The sequence below is a fragment of the Klebsiella sp. RHBSTW-00484 genome, from assembly GCF_013705725.1.
GTDB lineage: Bacteria > Pseudomonadota > Gammaproteobacteria > Enterobacterales > Enterobacteriaceae > Klebsiella.
This window is the reverse complement of the sequence record NZ_CP055481.1, coordinates 2,558,411-2,581,055: the sequence shown is the minus strand read 5'-3', so window position 1 is coordinate 2,581,055 and position 22,645 is coordinate 2,558,411. Positions and strand designations below refer to the sequence as shown.

Annotated in this window: 15 protein-coding genes, 2 tRNA genes and 3 other RNA genes; 10 read left to right on the top strand and 10 right to left on the bottom strand. The window is 50.7% G+C overall.

Features of this window, described 5'->3' with window-relative positions; all coding sequences use genetic code 11:
* Positions 1–348: 348 nt before the first annotated feature.
* Entirely contained in the window at positions 349–996 is a 648-nt protein-coding gene (locus tag HV213_RS12260; RefSeq protein ID WP_110275581.1) for a YchE family NAAT transporter, read from the bottom strand.
* 477 nt (positions 997–1,473) lie between these two features.
* Between HV213_RS12260 and adhE the strand changes: the two genes are divergently transcribed.
* Positions 1,474–4,149, top strand: coding sequence for a bifunctional acetaldehyde-CoA/alcohol dehydrogenase (gene adhE / locus HV213_RS12255; protein ID WP_181485879.1), 2,676 nt, complete (start codon positions 1,474–1,476; stop codon positions 4,147–4,149).
* A gap of 191 nt (positions 4,150–4,340) precedes the next feature.
* Here the strand turns inward: adhE and tdk are convergent, their stop codons facing one another.
* Positions 4,341–4,946 (bottom strand): thymidine kinase, encoded by a 606-nt coding sequence (gene tdk / locus HV213_RS12250; RefSeq protein WP_181485878.1) that lies wholly within the window; start codon positions 4,944–4,946, stop codon positions 4,341–4,343.
* A gap of 558 nt (positions 4,947–5,504) precedes the next feature.
* Between tdk and hns the strand changes: the two genes are divergently transcribed.
* A complete protein-coding gene (hns, locus tag HV213_RS12245) occupies positions 5,505–5,912 on the top strand; it encodes a histone-like nucleoid-structuring protein H-NS (protein WP_041146073.1) in 408 nt (135 codons plus the stop codon).
* 135 nt (positions 5,913–6,047) lie between these two features.
* Here the strand turns inward: hns and galU are convergent, their stop codons facing one another.
* The 3 genes from galU to rssA form a co-directional block, all read right to left on the bottom strand.
* Positions 6,048–6,950, bottom strand: a complete 903-nt coding sequence (gene galU / locus HV213_RS12240; RefSeq protein WP_112213394.1) for a UTP--glucose-1-phosphate uridylyltransferase GalU — start codon at positions 6,948–6,950, stop codon at positions 6,048–6,050.
* Positions 6,951–7,137: 187 nt separating this feature from the next.
* Complete coding sequence (gene rssB, locus HV213_RS12235; protein ID WP_181485877.1) at positions 7,138–8,151, bottom strand: two-component system response regulator RssB; 1,014 nt, start codon at positions 8,149–8,151, stop codon at positions 7,138–7,140.
* A gap of 89 nt (positions 8,152–8,240) precedes the next feature.
* Positions 8,241–9,140 carry a patatin-like phospholipase RssA gene (rssA, locus tag HV213_RS12230; RefSeq protein WP_181485876.1) on the bottom strand — a complete coding sequence of 300 codons (900 nt, stop codon included), beginning with the start codon at positions 9,138–9,140 and terminating at the stop codon, positions 8,241–8,243.
* A gap of 111 nt (positions 9,141–9,251) precedes the next feature.
* Here rssA and HV213_RS12225 point away from each other — a divergent pair, with 111 nt between their 5' ends.
* The 7 genes from HV213_RS12225 to HV213_RS12195 all read left to right on the top strand — a co-directional run bounded on the left by HV213_RS12225 (position 9,252) and on the right by HV213_RS12195 (position 11,490).
* Positions 9,252–9,710 carry a YchJ family protein gene (locus tag HV213_RS12225; protein WP_112213391.1) on the top strand — a complete coding sequence of 153 codons (459 nt, stop codon included), beginning with the start codon at positions 9,252–9,254 and terminating at the stop codon, positions 9,708–9,710.
* Between the two features lie 42 nt (positions 9,711–9,752).
* On the top strand, positions 9,753–10,595 hold the full coding sequence (gene purU / locus HV213_RS12220; RefSeq protein WP_181485875.1) for a formyltetrahydrofolate deformylase: 843 nt from the start codon (positions 9,753–9,755) through the stop codon (positions 10,593–10,595).
* A gap of 159 nt (positions 10,596–10,754) precedes the next feature.
* Positions 10,755–10,839: transfer RNA gene (locus HV213_RS12215), tRNA-Tyr, on the top strand.
* 43 nt (positions 10,840–10,882) lie between these two features.
* A non-coding RNA gene (locus HV213_RS12210) (RtT sRNA) lies at positions 10,883–11,014 on the top strand.
* Positions 11,015–11,050: 36 nt separating this feature from the next.
* Positions 11,051–11,135 (top strand) — tRNA-Tyr (locus tag HV213_RS12205).
* 46 nt (positions 11,136–11,181) lie between these two features.
* Positions 11,182–11,312: non-coding RNA, RtT sRNA (locus HV213_RS12200), on the top strand.
* 46 nt (positions 11,313–11,358) lie between these two features.
* A non-coding RNA gene (locus tag HV213_RS12195) (RtT sRNA) lies at positions 11,359–11,490 on the top strand.
* Positions 11,491–11,680: 190 nt separating this feature from the next.
* Here the strand turns inward: HV213_RS12195 and narI are convergent.
* Genes narI through HV213_RS12175 form a run of 4 tightly spaced genes read right to left on the bottom strand, consistent with a single transcriptional unit; the run spans position 11,681 to position 18,343 of the window.
* Positions 11,681–12,358 carry a respiratory nitrate reductase subunit gamma gene (narI, locus tag HV213_RS12190; protein WP_181485874.1) on the bottom strand — a complete coding sequence of 226 codons (678 nt, stop codon included), beginning with the start codon at positions 12,356–12,358 and terminating at the stop codon, positions 11,681–11,683.
* The gene (gene narJ / locus HV213_RS12185) at positions 12,358–13,068 is read right to left on the bottom strand and encodes a nitrate reductase molybdenum cofactor assembly chaperone (RefSeq protein WP_062778773.1); all 711 of its coding nucleotides are present in this window, start codon (positions 13,066–13,068) and stop codon (positions 12,358–12,360) included. The genes narI and narJ overlap by 1 nt, the downstream gene beginning before the upstream one ends.
* Positions 13,065–14,603, bottom strand: a complete 1,539-nt coding sequence (narH, locus tag HV213_RS12180) for a nitrate reductase subunit beta (protein ID WP_181485873.1) — start codon at positions 14,601–14,603, stop codon at positions 13,065–13,067. Before narH ends, narJ begins: the two co-directional genes overlap by 4 nt.
* Positions 14,600–18,343: a nitrate reductase subunit alpha gene (locus HV213_RS12175; RefSeq protein ID WP_181485872.1), complete on the bottom strand. Its 3,744-nt coding sequence runs from the start codon at positions 18,341–18,343 to the stop codon at positions 14,600–14,602. The genes narH and HV213_RS12175 overlap by 4 nt, the downstream gene beginning before the upstream one ends.
* Positions 18,344–18,696: 353 nt before the next feature.
* On the opposite strand from HV213_RS12175, the gene HV213_RS33155 reads away from it, so the two are divergent.
* Positions 18,697–21,045, top strand: coding sequence for a patatin-like phospholipase family protein (locus HV213_RS33155; protein WP_197975059.1), 2,349 nt, complete (start codon positions 18,697–18,699; stop codon positions 21,043–21,045).
* Between the two features lie 40 nt (positions 21,046–21,085).
* On the opposite strand, the gene HV213_RS12165 is transcribed toward HV213_RS33155, so the two are convergent.
* A complete protein-coding gene (locus tag HV213_RS12165; protein WP_110274179.1) occupies positions 21,086–22,474 on the bottom strand; it encodes a NarK family nitrate/nitrite MFS transporter in 1,389 nt (462 codons plus the stop codon).
* Between the last annotated feature and the right edge of the window lie 171 nt (positions 22,475–22,645).

Sequence of the window (22,645 nt, the reverse complement as noted above, 5' to 3'; positions counted from 1 at the left end):
AAAAAATTACTGTTTTACATACCGAGCAATACTGAGAAGGTGCTTTTTTGTACGAAAAATTAACAATTGTTTATTATTTAGCACATTCATCTGCCTCATCGGTGAATTTACTAATATCATTTCAATTATCTGACGGCAAGCACCAGAGAATGATGTGACGAAAATAACAGTAACTAATGTGAGTGGATAGCGAGGAGAATGGCAGGATAAGTTCGTAACAGACTGATAAAAAACAAAAATATGATTATATTAAAAAAAGTTATTTTACGTGTTCATATAACGCTTTTTGATATGCTTTGCTAATAATTAAGCAACCGCGGGGTTTTACCCCGCGTGCAGAAGCGCAGATTAATTCACTAGTCCAGGGAAGAGTGCTTTTATCCCGGTGACAATAAACTCGATCCCGAGGGCCATAAGTAGCAGCCCCATAATACGGGTAATCACGTTAATTCCCGTTTGCCCCAGCAGGCGAACCAGCCATGGGGCCATACGGAAAATCCCCCAGCAGCATAAAGCGAAAAGCGCAATTGCGACCGAAAAGCCCAAAAAATGCGCAACGCTATGATAACGCGTACCCCAGACGATCGTTGAACTGATAGCCCCCGGCCCGGCCATCAGAGGCAATGCCAGCGGTACTACACCGATACTCTCGCGGATCGCCGTTTCTGACTTCTCTTGTTTGTTCTGCTTATCCTCACCTAGCTTGCCGCTAATCATCGACATCGCAATAGTGACAACCAGAATCCCACCAGCAATACGGAAAGAATCGATGGAAATACCAAAGACCTGCAGAATACCATCCCCCAGAAACAATGAGGTCAGCAGGATAATGGCGACAGAAAGGTTAGCCGTCAGATTGGTCTTGTTACGTATCGCCGCCGTCTGATAGCTGGTCATGCTAATAAAGACAGGGATGATGCCCACCGGGTTTACCAGCGCGAACAGCCCGATGAAAAATTTGAAATAAGCTGAAAAATCAAACAACGGTTGAATCACAGTGCGCTCCGCAGCATCATTAAAAATGGCTGTTGACAGTTACCAGCATAAAATATCCGCGAAAAGATACGCTGTTTAATAGCATAATTCATCTCAATTATGCATAAGGTCATAATAAAGCTCGGATGTTATTTATTTGTTTCCATAATGCTATTTATTCATTCAATTAGCATACCGAATCATTACACATGCCCTAAAAGGTCAAAAAACGAGCAGCTGAAAGGTATCAGCTTCGTCGATTATTGATGTAGATCACATAATTTGTACTCAGAAGTGAGTAACCTTGTTTACACACAACAGGGAGGGAAAACAGCGGTACCTGAAAGAAAAAACCAGAGCTTTTTTAGTTAATCAATGAAGTCAGAAGCGAAAAATTCTTTACATTAACATTTAGATGCAAGCTGTTAACAGCCTGTCTATACTGTCGAATCGAGCTACTGATTTACTAAAAAAGTTTAACATTATCAGGAGAGCATTATGGCTGTTACTAATATCGCAGAGCTTAACGCACTTGTAGAGCGCGTAAAAAAGGCCCAGCGTGAATATGCCAGTTTCACTCAAGAACAAGTCGATAAAATCTTCCGCGCCGCCGCACTGGCCGCCGCAGACGCTCGAATCCCTCTCGCTAAGATGGCCGTCGCCGAATCCGGCATGGGTATCGTCGAAGACAAAGTGATTAAAAACCACTTCGCTTCTGAATACATCTATAACGCATACAAAGATGAAAAAACCTGCGGTGTTTTGTCTCAAGACGACACCTTCGGTACTATCACTATTGCTGAACCTATCGGCATTATTTGCGGCATCGTCCCGACAACTAACCCGACTTCAACCGCTATCTTTAAATCACTGATTAGCCTGAAGACCCGTAACGCCATCATTTTCTCTCCGCATCCGCGTGCTAAAGAAGCTACTAACAAAGCAGCAGATATCGTTCTGCAGGCCGCAATCGCTGCCGGTGCGCCGAAAGACCTGATTGGTTGGATTGATCAACCTTCCGTTGAACTGTCCAACGCACTGATGCATCACCCTGACATTAACCTGATTCTCGCGACCGGCGGTCCGGGCATGGTTAAAGCGGCATACAGCTCCGGCAAACCGGCAATCGGCGTAGGCGCAGGTAACACCCCAGTTGTTATCGACGAAACCGCTGATGTGAAGCGTGCTGTCGCTTCTGTACTGATGTCTAAAACCTTCGACAACGGCGTAATTTGTGCTTCCGAGCAGTCCGTTGTTGTTGTTGATTCCGCATACGATGCAGTTCGTGAACGTTTTGCCAGCCACGGTGGTTACCTGCTGCAGGGTAAAGAGCTGAAAGCCGTTCAGGACATCATCCTGAAGAATGGCGCGTTAAACGCCGCTATCGTTGGTCAGCCGGCGTATAAAATTGCTGAGCTTGCTGGTTTCACCGTTCCGGTTGCCACCAAGATTCTGATTGGTGAAGTCACTGACGTTGATGAAAGCGAACCATTTGCACACGAAAAACTGTCTCCGACTCTGGCGATGTACCGTGCGAAGAATTTCGAAGACGCTGTTGATAAGGCTGAAAAACTGGTTGCAATGGGCGGTATCGGTCATACCTCTTGCCTGTACACCGACCAGGACAACCAGCCAGAGCGCGTTGCTTACTTCGGTCAATTGATGAAAACCGCGCGTATCCTGATCAACACTCCGGCTTCTCAGGGTGGTATCGGCGACCTGTACAACTTTAAACTCGCACCTTCCCTGACTCTGGGTTGTGGTTCATGGGGTGGTAACTCCATCTCTGAAAACGTTGGTCCTAAGCACCTGATCAACAAGAAAACCGTTGCTAAGCGAGCTGAAAACATGTTGTGGCACAAACTTCCGAAATCTATCTACTTCCGTCGTGGCTCACTGCCAATCGCGCTGGATGAAGTGATTACCGATGGTCACAAACGTGCGCTGATCGTGACTGACCGCTTCCTGTTCAACAACGGCTACGCAGACCAGATCACCTCTGTGCTGAAAGCTGCGGGCGTCGAAACCGAGGTCTTCTTTGAAGTTGAAGCTGACCCAACTCTGACCGTTGTTCGCAAAGGCGCTGAGCTGGCTAACTCCTTCAAACCAGACGTGATCATCGCACTGGGTGGCGGTTCCCCGATGGACGCTGCGAAAATCATGTGGGTCATGTACGAACATCCGGAAACCCACTTCGAAGAACTGGCGCTGCGCTTTATGGACATCCGTAAACGTATCTACAAGTTCCCGAAAATGGGCGTGAAAGCGAAAATGATCGCGGTCACCACCACTTCTGGTACTGGTTCTGAAGTCACTCCATTTGCGGTTGTTACTGACGATGCAACAGGTCAGAAATATCCGCTGGCAGACTACGCGCTGACTCCAGACATGGCGATTGTCGATGCCAACCTGGTTATGGATATGCCGAAATCACTGTGTGCATTCGGTGGTCTGGATGCCGTGACTCACGCCCTGGAAGCTTATGTTTCCGTACTGGCTTCTGAGTTCTCTGACGGTCAGGCTCTGCAAGCGCTGAAACTGCTGAAAGAAAACCTGCCAGCGTCCTACCATGAAGGTTCTAAGAACCCGGTAGCACGTGAGCGTGTACATAGTGCTGCAACTATCGCCGGTATTGCGTTTGCTAACGCCTTCCTGGGTGTTTGTCACTCGATGGCACACAAGTTGGGCTCTCAGTTCCACATTCCTCACGGTCTGGCGAACGCCCTGCTGATCAGCAACGTTATTCGTTATAACGCGAACGACAACCCGACTAAACAGACTGCATTTAGCCAGTACGACCGCCCGCAGGCTCGTCGTCGCTACGCTGAAATCGCCGACCATCTGGGTCTGAGCGCGCCGGGTGACCGTACCGCAGCGAAAATCGAAAAACTGCTTGGTTGGTTGGACGAAATTAAAGCTGACCTGGGTATTCCTAAGTCTATCCGTGAAGCTGGCGTGCAGGAAGCTGACTTCCTGGCCCACGTAGATAAGCTGTCTGAAGATGCATTCGATGATCAGTGCACCGGCGCTAACCCGCGCTACCCGCTGATCGCTGAGCTGAAACAGATTCTGCTGGATACTTTCTACGGTCGTCATTACGTCGAAGGCGAAACTGCGGAGAAGAAAGAAGCCGCACCGGCTAAAGCTGAGAAAAAAGCGAAGAAATCCGCTTAATCTAACAGCAGTTTAGAAAGCAATCATCAGCCCCATCCTAAAGATGGGGCTTTTTTGTATCTGTCACTCAGCAGCGCACAAATCGCCTCAGGCGACAGGAAAGGTTAAGCGGAGGGATTAGCGTTACTGATGTAAAAAAGGCGCTGAGAAAGCGCCGGAGAAGGATTAATGACGAAGTATGAGCAAGAGTGCTATTTGTTCTGCACAAAGGTTAATGACCCTTTATTTAACGCCTCTTTGTAATGCTTACGGCACACGGAAACATAACGCTCGTTACCGCCAATCACTACCTGTTCACCTTCATTGTATGGCCGCCCTTCCTGATCAAGCCGCAAGACCATACTCGCCTTACGACCGCAGAAGCAGATGGTTTTTAATTCAACTAGCTTATCGGACCATGCCAGCAAATATTGGCTACCAATAAACAGTTCGCCACGAAAATCAGTACGCAGCCCATAGCACAACACGGGAATATCAAGTTCGTCGACGACCTCGGACAACTCATGCACCTGCTCACGAGTCAGAAACTGGCTTTCATCGACTAATACGCAGTGAATAGGCTGACGCTCATGCTCGCTCGCAATGTCAGCAAATAATGAAGTTCGGGTATTATACAATCGCGCTGGCGATGAGAGGCCGATTCTTGAACTTACCTTCCCGGAACCAAAGCGATCGTCTATCTCCGCTGTATAAACCACAGTACGCATCCCGCGCTCCTGGTAATTGTAGGAGGACTGTAACAGAGCGGTAGACTTACCTGCATTCATTGCAGAATAGTAGAAATAAAGTTGTGCCATCGGCTGCGTGACCCCAATCAATGTGTTTTATCGCAGACAAATTGTACCATATATTCTCCTTCTATCTGCCCTTTCAGGGCGGGTATTGCGATCAATGTTAAGCCTGTGGATACCTAAAAGATTAAGCATTTTAATAGAAGAGCGTGCCTGCTATTCGTACGACCAGAGACACTACAACTTGCAGTACCATTGTCCTTTTGTGCTTATCCGGGTTCCTGCCGGGAGCCTATAACGGACCTGGACAAGTGTTTTATATTAAACATCACCGCAACCACTGCGCTAATACCGAAGATGATATTTATCCATGCGAAGTATAACTTTACTCGCCGGGAGTAGGAAAAAGCATACTATCTCAGGGTTTTAGCTTATGGACCTGACTTCGCTATAAGCAGTAAAGATGTGAACTCATCCGGAAAAATTAACTTAAATTAATTAATTCTCGAGACAAATAACAAATTATTTTGACTTCCTTACATTCTCCCCTATTGCACATCTGATTTTATCGCTCTATTATTAGTCCAACAAACCACCCCACAATATAAGTTTGAGATTACTACAATGAGCGAAGCACTTAAAATTTTGAACAACATCCGTACTCTTCGTGCGCAGGCAAGAGAATGCACACTTGAAACGCTCGAAGAAATGCTGGAAAAATTAGAAGTCGTCGTTAACGAACGTCGCGAAGAAGAAAGCGCTGCTGCTGCGGAAATTGAAGAACGCACCCGTAAACTGCAGCAATACCGTGAAATGCTGATTGCTGATGGAATTGATCCGAATGAACTGCTGAGCACCATGGCAGCTGTTAAAGCGGGTACCAAAGCCAAACGCGCAGCACGTCCGGCTAAATATAGCTACGTTGACGAAAACGGCGAAACTAAAACCTGGACTGGTCAGGGTCGTACTCCGGCAGTGATCAAGAAAGCGATGGATGAGCAGGGTAAATCTCTGGACGATTTCCTGCTGTAATAAGCTATCGTATCCGTTTAAAAATCCCGCTCCGGCGGGATTTTTTTATCTCTCAATCCAACATACGTCGTACGGGCATAAAAAAACCGGGAAATGAAATCGCTCCCCGGCTTCTTGTAGTACTACAGATAACGACTACTTCGCTACTGCTTTTTCCAGCCAGGTTTTAAATTCTGCGCCCAGTGACTTATGGCGAACACCATATTCAACAAAAGCTTGCATATAACCCAGTTTATTACCGCAGTCATGACTCACGCCTTTCATATGATAGGCTTCGACCGTTTCTTTTTCGATCAGCATATCAATGGCATCAGTCAACTGAATTTCATCACCGGCTCCCGGAGGCGTTTTTGCCAGCAGCGGCCAAATATCCGCGCTCAGCACGTAACGACCTACAACGGCCAGATTGGACGGCGCAACGTCCGCTTTCGGTTTTTCTACCACACCAACCATCGGAACGCTCTCGCCCGGTTGCAGAGGCTGGCCTTTGCAGTCAACAACGCCGTATGCAGTCACGTCCGCAACGGGTTCAACCATGATTTGACTGGCTCCAGTCTCATCAAAACGAGCAATCATTTCCGCCAGGTTATCGCAAGACAGATCGGATTCAAATTCATCCAGAATAACGTCTGGCAAAATAACCGCGACTGGCTCATCGCCAACAACAGGGTGGGCGCACAGCACGGCATGGCCCAGACCTTTAGCCAGCCCCTGACGGACCTGCATAATGGTAACGTGCGGCGGACAAATAGATTGGACTTCTTCCAACAGCTGGCGTTTTACACGTTTTTCCAGCATCGCTTCCAGCTCAAAACTGGTATCAAAATGGTTTTCGATAGAGTTTTTCGAGGAGTGCGTGACCAGAACAATTTCAGTAATCCCGGCTGCGATACATTCGTTAACAACATATTGAATTAAAGGCTTGTCTACCAGTGGCAGCATTTCTTTAGGAATAGCCTTAGTTGCAGGCAACATTCGGGTGCCTAATCCCGCAACCGGGATTACAGCTTTTCTTACTTTTGAATTAAGCGCAGCCATTGAAATCTCCTGGACTGTTCGTTTTTTAAACTTCTCGTTAATAATATCGTATCGAGTATATCAGCCTGCTCAACCACATCGGGTCTGAAAAGGATTGGATATCCCCGAATTAGGATTTTTACGCATTAAACCCGGCGATAGTACCACCGCAAAAGATCGTGCGGTAACCTAAAATAAACACAGTTGCTCATTCCGCAGACAACATAAGGCGTAAACGCCCACCTGCCCCCCAAATTTGGCACTGCCATGATGTACAGCGTTGACTTATTTGGTTGAGATATGCATTACCTAATGTTCCTAACGGAACCCCATTGCTAATCTGAATTTGGTGTTCGCCTGTATTCAGCGTGCCGTTCAAACCAGCAGAAACTAAAATCAAATTTTTCAATCCGCTGTGATAATACCCTACCAATAATGGGAATTGCCCTGGCAAATTTGCCTGACGTAGCAATTGATTAACCTGTTTTAGCAGACTTCCCATCTCCGGCAAGCGCTGCCCCTGATGAGCTAACTGCTCTTGCAGCAGTCCATTAAACAGTGCACGCAGCAATAAGGCTGCAAGAACCCCATTATCCCCCGCGCGCGTGACATCCAGACAATAAAACGCCAGATCGTTTTCTGATAACGGTGCAATATCGAGAACCAATCCAGGCTTATCAGCCGACATAAGCTGGCGATAGTGAATACGGCAATGAGACATCTCCTGTTGAACAGGAGGCTGAAGCTCCTGCAGCAGTCTCGATGCCGCTTTCGGGTCACTGACTAGCGCATCCCAGTCCTCAAATAACCGCTCTTCCTCTTCAACTCGCGAATTGAACATGTTGGGATAGAGGCAGGCATAGACCGTTTCCTTCAGACGCTCAAAATCCCTTACTGGCTTTAACAGGATATCCTGTACGCCAAGGCGCAGCGCTTTAGCAATATCCGCCATATTTTCCGTGGCTGATATCATCAGAATCGGTAGCTGTTCACCCTGATTGCGCAGATGTTCAACTAGCTGCAGACCATTCATACGCGGCATCGAAATATCACAAATCATCAGATCAGGTTTTGAATCGGCCATTTTTTGAAGCGCATCCACCCCATCCTCCGCCTGTACGATAGTCGCACCAAGCGAAGTTAACCAGGTGTGCATAAGAGAGCGGAAAACGGGTTCGTCTTCAACTATCAGAATCTGTTTACCCGCCAATGGCTGCGTCATGATCTCTCCTCTGACTGACGATAATGTAATAGTGGCATGCTATTCACACTATCGCCTGTCAGAATTTACTTAAGTCGGTGTTAAATGCGCTACGCGGGGGTACGCACCAAAGGTAATAGTTCATCCATTTTCTTTTCAACCGCCAGATGACCAGCTGCTATAGCTTCACCGGCTCGATGAAAATCAAGAGTGGAGATTTGCGGGCAAAAGGGTTGTATCAGAATATCCGGCGGATCGCCCGCCATGCGATTTCGCTTAAGGCGATTTTCCAGCACCTGAATAGAAGTGGACATGATCTCCATAGCCGTTGGCGTCACCGTCGCCCGCCGCGAAGTCATGCGCGTCAACCGAGAGCGTATACGAGAATGCCAGGAGAAGTCTTCCTCCTCTTCCGGACGTCGCGCCTCCATGGATAACAAATCTTGCTGCATCAGATGCGCATCGTGCTGCAAATCAACGGCAATCACAATATCTGCGCCCATTGCGCGAGCCAGTGACACCGGCACGGGATTGACAACCGCGCCATCCACCAGCCAGTAACCATTATGCATCACTGGCGACATCAGGCCAGGCATACTGCAAGAGGCGCGTACCGCAAGATGTAGATCCCCCTCAGTAAACCACAATTCACGACCAGTGCTTAAATTGGTGGTGACGGCCGCAAATCGACGTTCGCAGCATTCAATTTCAGTAGTGGGCATAAGCTGCCGATACTGACTGAACACACGCTCGCCGCGCAGCAATCCGCCGCGTTGCCAGGAGAGATCCATTAACTTCAGAACGTCCCAATTACTAAAGGAGCATACCCATTTCTCCAGTGCAGGAAGTCGGTTGCAAGCGTAGGCTGCGCCTACCAGCGACCCAATAGAACATCCCGCGATGACATCAACGTCTATACCTGCACGCTGTAAAGCGTTGATCACACCAATGTGCGACCACCCTCGTGCGGCTCCTGCCCCTAATGCCAGACCAACTTTAAGCTTTCTCATTATTACCGAAACATATCCTTCCACTCCGGGCATGGCATCATCGCCACCGCTCAGTTAACATAAGCACTTTAGCGTAACAACGCTGTTTTTCTCTTTTCCATGGAGGCCGTTTTGTCGCAATTATGCCCCTGTGGCAGCGCTCTGGAGTATAGCTCATGTTGTCAGCGTTATCTGGCTGGCACACAGCTTGCGCCGGATCCGTCACAGCTGATGCGATCCCGCTACAGCGCATTTGTCATGAAAGATGCCGACTATCTGATCAAAACATGGCACCCCTCCTGTCAGGCGCAACAGTTTCGCGCAGACCTGGAGAACGGATTTACCCGAACCCAATGGCAAGGTTTAACCCTCTTTGCCACCGATACTGGCCGCAGTCCTGATGAAGGCTTCGTCAGCTTTATCGCTCGTTTTACTGACGATAACCGCTCCGGGGCTATTATTGAACGATCCAGATTCTTAAAAGAAAACGGACAGTGGTACTATATTGACGGCACACGACCGCTCATTGGTCGAAATGACCCCTGCCCTTGCGGTTCAGGTAAAAAATTTAAAAAATGTTGCGGCCAATAAGCCAGCAGCAGAAATAGCAAACACTACAGGATTTTCCCCGCGATGCATTCACTACAACGTAAAGTACTACGCACTATTTGCCCTGATCAGAAAGGCCTCATCGCGCGTATCACTAATATCTGCTACAAGCACGAACTGAACATCGTGCAAAACAACGAATTCGTTGATCATCGGACCGGTCGTTTCTTTATGCGTACCGAGCTTGAAGGTATTTTCAATGATTCCATTCTACTGGCAGACCTCGACAGCGCTCTGCCAGAAGGTTCTATTCGTGAGTTAAACCCAGCAGGCCGTCGCCGTGTCGTGATTTTGGTGACCAAAGAGGCGCACTGCCTGGGCGATCTGCTGATGAAAGCCAACTATGGCGGGCTGGACGTAGAAATTGCCGCCGTTATCGGCAACCATGAAACGCTGCGCACTTTGGTTGAACGATTTAATATCCCCTTCCAGTTGGTAAGCCATGAAGGTTTAACCCGCGAAGAGCACGATAAGCAAATGGGCGATGCCATTGCCGCTCTTGAGCCAGATTACGTCGTACTGGCAAAATATATGCGCGTGCTGACCCCGGAATTCGTCTCTCGCTTTCCAAATAAAATCATTAATATCCACCACTCGTTCCTGCCGGCGTTTATTGGCGCACGCCCTTACCATCAGGCATACGATCGCGGCGTGAAGATTATTGGCGCGACCGCACACTACGTGAACGATAATCTCGATGAAGGTCCAATCATTATGCAGGACGTGATTCACGTGGATCACACCTACACCGCGGAAGATATGATGCGTGCAGGTCGTGACGTCGAGAAAAATGTGCTGAGCCGTGCTTTATATCAGGTTTTGGCGCAGCGGGTATTCGTTTACGGCAACCGGACGATTATTCTTTAATCGATAATGAAATTAGCTGGTTAGCTTTGCGGCTTTACGTGTAAAAATCAGGCAACCAGTTTGTTTTTATCAAAGGAATACTTTACAGCGGCGCGTCATTTGATATGATGCGCCCCGCTTCCCGAGAAGGAAGCAGGCCAGTATTATGCATTACCCCGTGGTGGGGTTCCCGAGCGGCCAAAGGGAGCAGACTGTAAATCTGCCGTCATCGACTTCGAAGGTTCGAATCCTTCCCCCACCACCATTATTCACTACAGCGATGTAGTTACCCCAACGAGCCATGCTGAAGTTTGCACTCGCTGGGAAGGGTAAGAACCTTCGACCAAGGTTCGAGTCGAGCGAAAGCGAGACAACGTTGTCACAGGCAACGGCCCGAAGGGTGAGGAGCGAAGCGACGAATAATCCTTCCCCCACCACCATCTCAAAGCTTTACCTCTACAATTTGAATTACCCCTGGTGGGGTTCCCGAGCGGCCAAAGGGAGCAGACTGTAAATCTGCCGTCATCGACTTCGAAGGTTCGAATCCTTCCCCCACCACCATCACTTCCTGATAACACCTTCCCAAATCCAAACACTGAAATTCTATATTCTGCCCATACGGGGAAGGATGAGAAGCTTCGACCAAGGTTCGATTCGAGCGTAGCGAGAAAGCGTTGCCGCAGGCAACGACCCGAAGGGCGAGGAGCATCGCGACGAGTCATCCTTCCCCCACCACCATCACTTCCTGATAGCACCTTCTCAAATCCAAACACTGAAATTCTATATTCTGCCCATACGGGGAAGGATGAGAAGCTTCGACCAAGGTTCGAGTCGAGCGAAAGCGAGACAACGTTGTCACAGGCAACGACCCGAAGGGCGAGGAGCATCGCGACGAGTCATCCTTCCCCCACCACCATCACTTCCTGATAGCACCTTCTCAAATCAAACAATCAAAAACTTCTTTGTTATCTCTTATAATTCTCCAGAGCTGATTCTATATTTCTGCCATATGTGTCCCGGCGGCGCTGCGCTTGGCCGGGAAAATCCCAATACTCAGATATAAAAAAACCCCGCCGAAGCAGGGTTTAGTACGTTAAAGCGCTGTCTTAGTGACGAGCGCGGACAATCTGGTACTTACGGGTCAGGTACTCCACCGGCACGCTCCAGATGTGTACCAGACGCGAGAACGGGAACAGCAGGAACAATGTCATCCCCAACACCAGGTGCATACGGAAAATAAACGCCACACCATCCAGGTATTGAGAAGCACCGCCGTGGAAAGTCACCACGGACTGCGCCCAGTTCACCAGTTTCATCATCTCACTCCCGTCCATATGCTGGGCGGAGAACGGAATGGTCAGCAGACCCAGCGTACACTGGATAACCAGAATCGACAGCACCAGAATATCGGCACTGGTGGTGGTCGCACGCACGCGTGGGCTGAACAGACGGCGTTTGAGCAGCAACACCCCGCCTACCAGACACATCACGCCGGACGCGCCGCCCGCAAACATCGCCATCTTCTGTTTCACGTCCAGCGGCAGCCACGATTCATACATCCAATGTGGCGTGAGCATACCGAGGAAGTGACCGGCAAAAATCCCCAGAATCCCGATGTGGAACAGGTTAGACGCCAGGTTCATCCCCTTACGATCCAGCATCTGGCTGGACGCCGCGCGCCAGGTGTACTGGCCATAGTCGTAGCGCAACCAGCTGCCAATCAGGAAGACCGCACCCGCGATATACGGATAGATGTCGAAGAAGAACATATTCAGGAAGTGCATTATTGCTGTCCTCCGTTAGAGATATTCAAATATTGCGGGGCAACGGCTCCGGCAAAACGACGCTGGTGATTCGAAATTTCCGACTCACCGCAGCCCTGGTCAGCAAAGAATTTGACCTGCTCTTCTTCCCAGACCGCATCAAGCGCTTGTGGCGTATCATCACGGGCTTCATCCGCAATTTTTTCCGCCACTTTCGCTTCATCGACCGCACTGTTCGCCAGTTTCAACAACTGTTCGAACAGCACCGCATAACGGCTTTCACGCTGCTGAAGACGGGCGCACAGCAGCGCCAGAATCGGTGCGATATCCTGTAAACCGCCAATCGCTTCGCTCTCCGGCAGCTGCGCCAGATATTCCAGATACAGCGGCAGGTGATCCGGCAGCTCGCGGCTATCAAGCACCAGACCGTGCTGCTCATACTGATTCAGCAGATCCACCATCGCCTGACCACGGTCACGAGACTCGCCGTGAACGTGTTCGAACAGCAGCAACGAGGTGGCGCGGCCACGGTCAAACAGTTCGCTGTAAGCGGCCTGCGCATCCAGCGGATCCTGCGCGGTTAACTCACGCAGGAACATGCCCAGCATCTGGGCATCCCCTTTATCCAGTTTCTCTGATGAGGCCAGAACGTCGAAGAGTTCGTCCTGGTGCTGCCATAAGGCAGCATCCGGGTACTCGAGCAGACGTGACACAATCACGAGTTCAATCATGCGTGTGGCTCCGTTTTGCTGCTCACATCCACAGAATCAATACGGCGGCTGTTGAACAAATTAAACTTGGTGTCAGAACCGTGGCAGCCATCACCGAAGCTAAAGCCACAACCGTTTTTCTCCGGGAAAGCATCACGAGCCTGTTCGCGGTGGCTGCTTGGCACCACGAAACGATCTTCGTAGTTGGCAATCGCCAGATAGCGATACATTTCCTGTGCCTGCGCTTCAGTCAGACCAACTTCTTCCAGCGCACGGGTATCAATCACACCGTCAACGGTCTCGGTGCGTTTGAAGTGACGCATTGCCAGCATACGTTTCAGCGCCAACAGTACCGGCTGAGTGTCACCCGCGGTCAGCAGGTTCGCCAGGTACTGAACCGGGATACGCAGGCTTTCAACGTCAGGCAGGATACCGTTGCTGCCCAGTTCACCCGCATCGGCTGCGGACTGAATTGGAGACAGCGGCGGCACGTACCAGACCATTGGCAGCGTACGGTATTCCGGGTGCAGCGGCAGTGCCAGCTTCCAGTCCATCGCCATTTTGTAGACCGGCGATTTCTGGGCTGCATCAATCACGCTCAACGGAATACCGTCTTTCTGCGCCTGCTCAATCACTTGCGGATCGTTTGGATCGAGGAACACGTCCAGCTGGCGCTGATACAGATCTTTCTCGTTCTCAGTGCTTGCTGCGGTTTCAATCGCATCTGCGTCATACAGCAGCACGCCGAGGTAACGGATACGACCTACGCAGGTCTCGGAACACACGGTCGGCTGACCCGCTTCAATACGCGGATAGCAGAAGATGCATTTTTCAGACTTGCCGCTTTTCCAGTTGAAGTAGATTTTTTTGTACGGGCAACCGGTAATGCACATACGCCAGCCACGACATTTGTCCTGATCGATCAGCACAATACCGTCTTCTTCACGCTTATAGATGGCACCGCTCGGGCACGTTGCGACGCATGCCGGGTTCAGACAGTGTTCGCAAAGGCGCGGCAGGTACATCATGAAAGTGTTCTCGAACTGGCCGTACATCGCCTTCTGCATGTTCTCGAAGTTTTTGTCTTTCGACAGCTTCTCGAACTCGCCGCCCAGGTCATCCTCCCAGTTCGGGCCCTTAGTGATTTTGTCCATACGCTTGCCGGTAATTAGCGAGCGTGGACGGGCAATCGGCTGGGCTTTGCTATCAGCCGGTGCGTTGTGCAGCGTCTGGTAGTCGAAATCAAACGGCTCGTAATAATCATCCAGACCCGGCAGATGCGGGTTAGCGAAGATTTTACCTAGCAGCAGCGCTTTGTTACCCATGCGCGGCACCAGCTTGCCGTTGATTTTACGGATCCAACCGCCTTTGTATTTTTCCTGGTTTTCCCAGTCGGTCGGGAAACCGGTACCCGGCTTGGTTTCAACGTTGTTGAACCATGCGTACTCGGTGCCTTCACGGCTGGTCCAGACGTTTTTACAGGTGACCGAGCAGGTGTGGCAACCGATGCATTTATCGAGATTCAGCACCATGCCGACTTGTGAACGAATTTTCATTTTACGCTCTCCTGTACTTGGTCATTGCCTTCGCCGTCCAACCAGTCAATGTTCTTCATCTTACGTACCACGACAAACTCATCACGGTTCGAGCCTACGGTACCGTAGTAGTTAAAGCTGTAGGCCAACTGCGCATAGCCGCCGATCATATGGGTCGGTTTTGGCGTGATGCGGGTCACCGAGTTATGGATACCGCCGCGTTGACCGGTAATTTCTGAACCCGGCAGGTTAACAATACGTTCCTGCGCGTGGTACATCATGGTCATCCCGGCTGGTACACGCTGGCTCACAACCGCACGGGCGGTCAGCGCACCGTTGTTGTTGAAGACTTCAATCCAGTCGTTATCTTCAATACCGATGTCTTTGGCATCTTCTTCGCTCATCCACACCACCGGACCACCACGACCTAAGGTCAGCATCAGCAGGTTGTCGCTGTAGGTTGAGTGAATACCCCATTTCTGGTGCGGCGTCAGGAAGTTCAGCGCCTTCTCTGGGTTGCCGTTTGATTTCTTGCCCATCACATCTTTCACCGAACGGGTATCGATCGGCGGACGGTAGACCAGCAGGCTTTCACCAAAATCACGCATCCACTGGTGGTCCTGATACAAGGACTGACGACCAGACAGCGTACGCCATGGGATCAGCTCATGAACGTTGGTATAACCGGCGTTGTAGGAGACGTGTTCATCTTCCAGGCCTGACCAGGTCGGGCTTGAGATAATCTTGCGCGGCTGCGCCTGAATATCACGGAAGCGAATTTTCTCGTCTTCTTTATTGAGCGCCAGGTGCGTGTGGTCGCGACCGGTAAACTCGCTGAGCGCCGCCCAGGCTTTCACCGCCACCTGACCGTTGGTTTCCGGCGCCAGGGTGAGGATCATTTCGGCTGCATCAATCGCGGTATCCAGCATCGGCTGGCCTTTCGCCGGGCCTTCTGCTTTGGTGTAGTTGAGCTTACGCAGCAGGTCCATTTCGCTCTGGGTGTTCCAGGCAATCCCTTTACCACCGTTACCGATTTTTTCCATCAATGGTCCGATGGAGGTAAAGCGTTCATAGGTTGCCGGGTAATCACGTTGAACCGGAATAATGTGCGGTGCGGTTTTACCTGGGATCAGGTCACATTCGCCTTTTTTCCAATCCTTCACGTCTAACGGCTGTGCCAGTTCGGCCGCAGAGTCATGCTGGATTGGCAGCGTAACAATATCCGTTTCCTGACCAAGGTGGCCCACGCAGACTTCAGAGAATTTCTTCGCGATGCCTTTGTAGATTTCCCAGTCGCTTTTCGATTCCCATGCTGGGTCAACAGCAGCAGACAGCGGGTGAATAAACGGATGCATATCCGAGGTATTCATGTCGTCTTTTTCATACCAGGTTGCCGTTGGCAGCACGATATCGGAATACAGACAGGTGCTCGACAGACGGAAGTCCAGCGTGACCACCAGATCCAATTTACCGTCGAGACCGTTATCCTGCCATTCCACTTCTTCTGGCTTCAGACCGCCCTGCTTGCCGAGATCCATCCCCTGAATACCGTGTTCGGTACCCAGCAGATATTTCAGCATGTATTCATGGCCTTTACCGGAAGAGCCCAGCAGGTTAGAACGCCAGATGAACAGGTTACGCGGGTGGTTTTTGCCGTTTTCCGGCTGTTCAGCCGCAAAACGAATAGAACCTTCTTTCAGCGCCTTAACGGTGTAATCAACCGGATCCATCCCGGCTTTCTTCGCGTCATCAGCAATACGCAGTGGGTTGGTGCCTAACTGCGGTGCAGACGGCAACCAGCCCATGCGTTCTGCACGAACGTTGAAGTCCAGCAGGTGACCGCTGTAGCGGGATTTATCCGCCAGCGGTGACAGCAACTCCTGCGCGGTAACCGACTCATAACGCCATTGGCTGGAGTGGTTATAGAAGTAGGACGTACTGTTCATGTGACGCGCCGGACGCTGCCAGTCAAGGGCAAACGCCAGCGGCTGCCAGCCGGTCTGCGGACGCAGTTTTTCCTGGCCCACATAGTGCGCCCAACCGCCGCCGCTCTGACCCACACAGCCGCAGAACACCAGCATATTGATCAGGCCACGATAGTTCATATCGAGGTGATACCAGTGGTTCAGGCCAGCGCCAACGATAATCATCGAACGACCGTGCGTTTTATCTGCGTTGTCGGCAAATTCACGCGCGGTGCGGATGATCTGCGCGCGCGGCACGCCGGTGATTTTCTCAGCCCAGGCCGGAGTGTAGGCTTTAATATCTTCGTAGCTGGTTGCACAGTTTTCATCGTTCAGACCGCGTTCCAGACCGTAGTTGGCCATGGTCAGGTCATAAACGGTGGTCACCAGCGCGGTGGTACCGTCGGCAAGTTGCAGACGTTTCACCGGCAGTTTGTGCAGCAGGATATTTTCCAGCTCGACGCTTGTGAAGTGCTCGGTGCCTTCGCCGCCAAAGTACGGGAAACCAACCTGAGCAATCTCATCCTGGCTACCCAGCAGGCTCAACTGCAGTTCGGTTTCATCACCGGATTTACCGTCGCGTTGCTCAAGGTTCCATTTACCTTTTTCGCCCCAACGGAAACCGATAGAACCGTTCGGTGCCACCATATCGCCATCGGTATTAACCGCGACGGTTTTCCATTCCGGATTATTTTCCTGACCCAGAGAGTCAACCAGGTCAGCAGCACGCAGCATACGGCCCGCAGCATAATAACCTTCGCGCTCTTCGAGCATCACCAGCATCGGGAAGTCGGTGTAGCGACGCACGTAGTCGGTGAAGTACTGGCTTGGTTTATCGAGGTGGAATTCACGCAGCATCACGTGACCCATTGCCAGCGCCATCGCCGCATCGGTACCCTGTTTCGGTGCCAGCCACAGGTCGCACAGTTTGGCGATTTCGGCGTAGTCCGGAGTGATAGCAACGGTTTTGGTGCCTTTATAACGAACTTCAGTAAAGAAGTGCGCATCTGGCGTACGGGTTTGTGGAACGTTAGAGCCCCAGGCGATGATGTAGCTGGAGTTGTACCAGTCCGCAGATTCCGGAACATCGGTCTGTTCACCCCAGGTCTGCGGCGACGCAGGCGGTAAGTCACAATACCAGTCGTAGAAGCTCAGACAGGTGCCGCCAATCAGCGACAGATAACGTGCGCCGGAGGCGTAAGAAACCATCGACATTGCCGGAATTGGCGAGAAGCCAGCGACACGGTCAGGGCCGTAGGTTTTGACGGTATAGACGTTAGAGGCAGCAATCAGCTCATTCACTTCCTGCCAGGAGGAACGTACGAAACCACCGCGGCCACGCGCTTGTTTGAAGCTTTTGGCTTTATCGGCATCTTCAATAATCGATGCCCAGGCATCAACCGGATCGCTGTGCAGTTTTTTCGCTTCACGCCACATTTTCATCAGGCGTTTGCGCATCAGCGGATATTTCAGACGGTTGGCGCTATAGAGATACCAGGAATAGCTCGCCCCGCGCGGGCAGCCGCGTGGTTCGTGGTTTGGCAGGTCCGGGCGTGTACGCGGATAGTCGGTCTGCTGGGTTTCCCAGGTGACGAGGCCATTTTTGACATAAATCTTCCAGCTGCATGAGCCGGTGCAGTTTACACCGTGAGTGGAGCGCACAACTTTATCGTGCTGCCAACGTTGGCGGTATCCATCCTCCCAATCCCGGTTGGTGTTAAGAAGCTGGCCGTGCCCATCGGCAAAGGTTTCGCCCTTCTGTTTGAAGTAGCGAAACCGGTCCAGGAATTTACTCATCGGGTCTCTCCTGTGTGGAGCCTGACGGCTCTCTGATAAATCGACATTGCTGGATTTGCAGCGAAGGTAACGCTATGAAAGAGGGAGAGAATTGATAACGATCAACCACGGTATCCGTACGCTTTATATAGAAAATAAAAAATACCACCAAGGTGGTATATTTATCTATTTTTTATCTATCTGTTTTTATTGGTTTTTATAATAAATTTTCTTTATTTACCTCTTCATGAACTCTTAACCAGTTATTAGGTGGTATCCGCTTTTACCCAAGCGTTAAAATATATCCTCACCATTGATTCCCGGCTGGCTACACTACAAATACCGTCTCGCTAACCCCCCTCGATGGTATCCCCATGTGCAATGAAAATACTCGATTGAAATTCAATGCATTACCCGCTAATGAACAAAAGGCTATTAATCTCCGCCGCAAATTACTCCGGCCAGAGAACCAATCGGACACCGCCGCACCTCATGGTGACGAGCCAGAATTAAAACCGTGCGCCGGGATTTATGGTCTGGCGCTTTCCGGTGGCGGAATCCGCAGTGCGACGTTCAGCCTCGGGTTGCTAAGGGCACTGGCGAAAAAAAAACTACTGCACAAGTTTGACTATCTCTCAACGGTCTCCGGCGGAGGATATACGGGGGGAATGCTGGGACGTTGCTATCAGAAAGGGTGCTCTCCACTTGCTGTCGAAGCGGGTTTAGAAAAAGATAATTCACTGCTGCTAGGATGGCTACGCAATAATGGCCGCTATCTCACTCCTGCGGGAACACGAGATATTGCGCTTTCTTTCGGCCAGATTCTCCGCTCATTTTTCGCCTCGCTATTTTTTGTCACCTTACTCTGCATTATCTGCGCAGGCCTGGCCTTGCAATTACAACTTCTGCTTCCTCCAGATCTTAAACATTTTCCCCTCCTGGTGGCGATCCCCGCAGCACTTGCGGCCTGGTTGGCAATTTCCTATTGGTACTTTCGTCAACACCAGGACTGGCTTCTCCTTGGGCTGGGCATCAGCATTCTGCTGTGCCTGGTCTTTCTTTTTTGGAGCCCAGTCCCCTGGGGACTTTCACTGCTGATCTGGCTTATTTGTATGGCTCCCTGGGTGCATATCTTTCGGCAGACAAAAGACTTAGCGGCATTTCGCCTGGCCTTAACTCAGGCTCTCACCTGGGATCTACTGATTATCACCCTCCTCGCCGCCTTATGGGGACTTAACCGAGCGGGATTTTTACTGTGGTTTTCGCTCTTTCATGGCCCAAATACCAGCATAATGTTGATTTCCAGTCCGTTAAGCATAGCGGCAGTTCGCCTGCTAAAAGAAACCCAGCTTATCAACTGGCTCCTCTCGCGAATTTCAGCCGGTAATAAGCGAATCGCGTTTAATCTTATGCTTGCCGGAAACATCGCAGGCTATCTACTGATGCTTTTTTGTCTGACAACGGTCTGCGCTGCTCTGATCGAGATTTCAACGGTTTTGAACGTTCCTCTGGTCGGGTTTAATTATTTACCTTTGATGACTGCACTGACGGCATTACTTATTCTGTGGCTGTTAGGTAAACAGCCTCGCTTTACTGAGTTTCTTAATCTCAGCTCACTACATAATCTGTATCGGGCGCGTATCGAACGCGCCTGGGTTTCAACAGGAAACTATCCCCATAAACAAAATAAAGCGACCAAACCGCGTTTCCCACAAGCCCCATTGGATGACAAGTTACCTGGCGCGATGGATGCAATTGAAAAAATCACCACCACGGTGGCGGGCGATGATGTGGCAATGGAGAATTACGCGCCGCACAACTACGGCGGTCCGATTCATTTAATCACCAGCTGTATTAACCAGACCATCGACGATCGCAGCGACAACTATAATGCTGACCGAAAAGGCATTGCCCTGACGGTCAGTTCATTTGGCGTTGAAACCGGTACCCAGTTTCCTGAGTCCCCAGAGAACCTCAATCACACCACGCTATCACAGTGGCTTGCTATTTCCGGCGCAGCGGTCTCAACGGGCATGGGTTCAAAGACATCGCCAGGCCTGGCATTTATGATCTATTTAGTTGGTGGTCGGCTGGGTTTTTGGTCAAAAAACCTCTCTCCCAGTCGACAGGCGAAGCACAAAAAAAGTGCACCTGGATTGAAATGGCCGCACACGCATTTAACATATCTTTTTGCCGAAATGTTCGCCCGCTTCCCCGGATTGAGCAATGAGAAATGGTATTTGACGGATGGCGGTCATTTTGAAAATACGGCCGTTTACCCATTGCTGAAACGCAGGTTAGATTCAATTGTCGTCGCGGATTGTGGTGCCGACCCTCATTTTTTATTCGACGATCTTGAGAACCTGGTACGTAAAGCCAAAATCGATATGGCAATTGATATTGAGTTTAAAACCCCTATTAACAGCGACTATACCTCGCAATCGGCATTAAAAGTAAAACAACTTCTCCAGCCTTACTCCAGGCGATCGTTCATTATCCAGAGATCAATGGCTTTGCGAAAAAAACCGGACAATTACTCATTATTAAACCGCATTTATTGCCGGGGATGGATCTTGCCACTGCCAGCTACGCCGAACGAAATGACACGTTTCCACAGCAAACAACGGGCGATCAATTTTTCGATGAGGCCCAGTGGGAGGCCTACCACCAGCTGGGATTCCTCGCCGGAAGCATTATTTCCGAGCAGCATTTATTCGTTATAAAAAAGGCGCAACTCTGTTGCGCCCTCTCCAGAAAGAAAAATTATTTTTGCTTACGCCCGTAAACCGCCCAGGTAATCACCACGCAGGCGATGTAGAACACCAGGAAGACCTTCATCGCCCCAGCCGGGGAACCGGTCAGATCCAGCGAGATACCGAACGCTTTCGGAATAAAGAACCCGCCGATAGCGCCAATCGCGGAGATAAAGCCCAGCGCCGCCGCCGTATCGGTGGCCGCTTCGCGCATTGCCTGCGCTTCGCTGCCGCCCTGCGCCTTCACGCGTTCCATGGTCATTTTGCGGAAGATCAGCGAGATCATCTGGAAGGTTGAAGCACTACCCAGACCGGCAGTCAGGAACAGCACCATAAACACCGCAAAGAAGGCGATAAAGTTCCCCCCCTCGCCGTGGGTCGGCAGCGTCAGGAACAGCAGGCCGCAGAAGATAGCCATCACCACGAAGTTCACCAGGGTCACGCGAGTCCCGCCCAGACGGTCAGAGATCGCCCCACCGGTAGAGCGCGCCAGCGCACCAATAAACGGCCCAAAGAACGCGTAGTGCAGAATCTGCACATCTGGGAACTGGGTCTTCGACAGCATGGCGAAGCCCGCTGAGAAGCCGATGAAAGAGCCGAAGGTGGCAAGATACAGCAGCGCCATAATCCACAGATGCGCGCGCTTAAGTACCGGCAACTGCTCGCTCAGGGAAGCTTTCGATGCCGACAGGTCGTTCATAAAGAACCACGCCGCCAGGGTGAAGATGATCAGGAACGGTACCCAAACCCACGCCGCATTTTCCAGATACAGCATCGAACCGTCCGGCTGTTCGCTACCGGTTCCGCCAAAGACGGCGAAAATAGACAGGGATACCACCAGAGGAGCAACCAGCTGCATCACGCTGACGCCCATATTGCCGAGGCCGCCGTTGATGCCCAGCGCGCCGCCCTGTTTCTGTTTCGGGAAGAAGAAGCTGATGTTCGCCATACTGGAAGCAAAGTTAGCCCCGGCGAAGCCGCACAGCAGCGAAATAATCACGAAAATGCTGAACGGAGTAGAGGTGTCCTGCACCGCGAAACCTAACCATACGCAGGGTACGATCATGATCCCGGTACTGAATGCAGTCCAGCGACGCCCGCCAAACAGCGGAACCATAAACGCATAAGGCACGCGCAAAAGCGCGCCGGACAGCGCCGGCAGTGCGGTCAGCATAAACAGCTGGTCAGTGGTGAACTGAAAGCCCACTTTATTCAGGTTGACAGCGACGGCGCTGAATAACATCCAGACGCAGAATGCCAGTAAAAGACATGGAACGGAGATCCACAGATTGCGGCTAGCGACACGATGACCGCGCTGCTGCCAAAATTCAGGATCTTCAGGACGCCAGTCGGTAATGACTGAGCTGTTAGTCTTCTCCGGGATTGAAGAGTGACTCATAGACACCTCTGATTATTCGTATTAACCCTGGCTACCTTATGGGTTACAGCCTGCGGTAAGTTGATATAAATCAAAGGAAAAGTGGGCGTTAATTTGGCTAAAAAAAAATCATCACCCGAAGTGAGTAGCTATTTCTGCGCAAAAAAGTGTGGTTTTTCACGCGACTGCTGT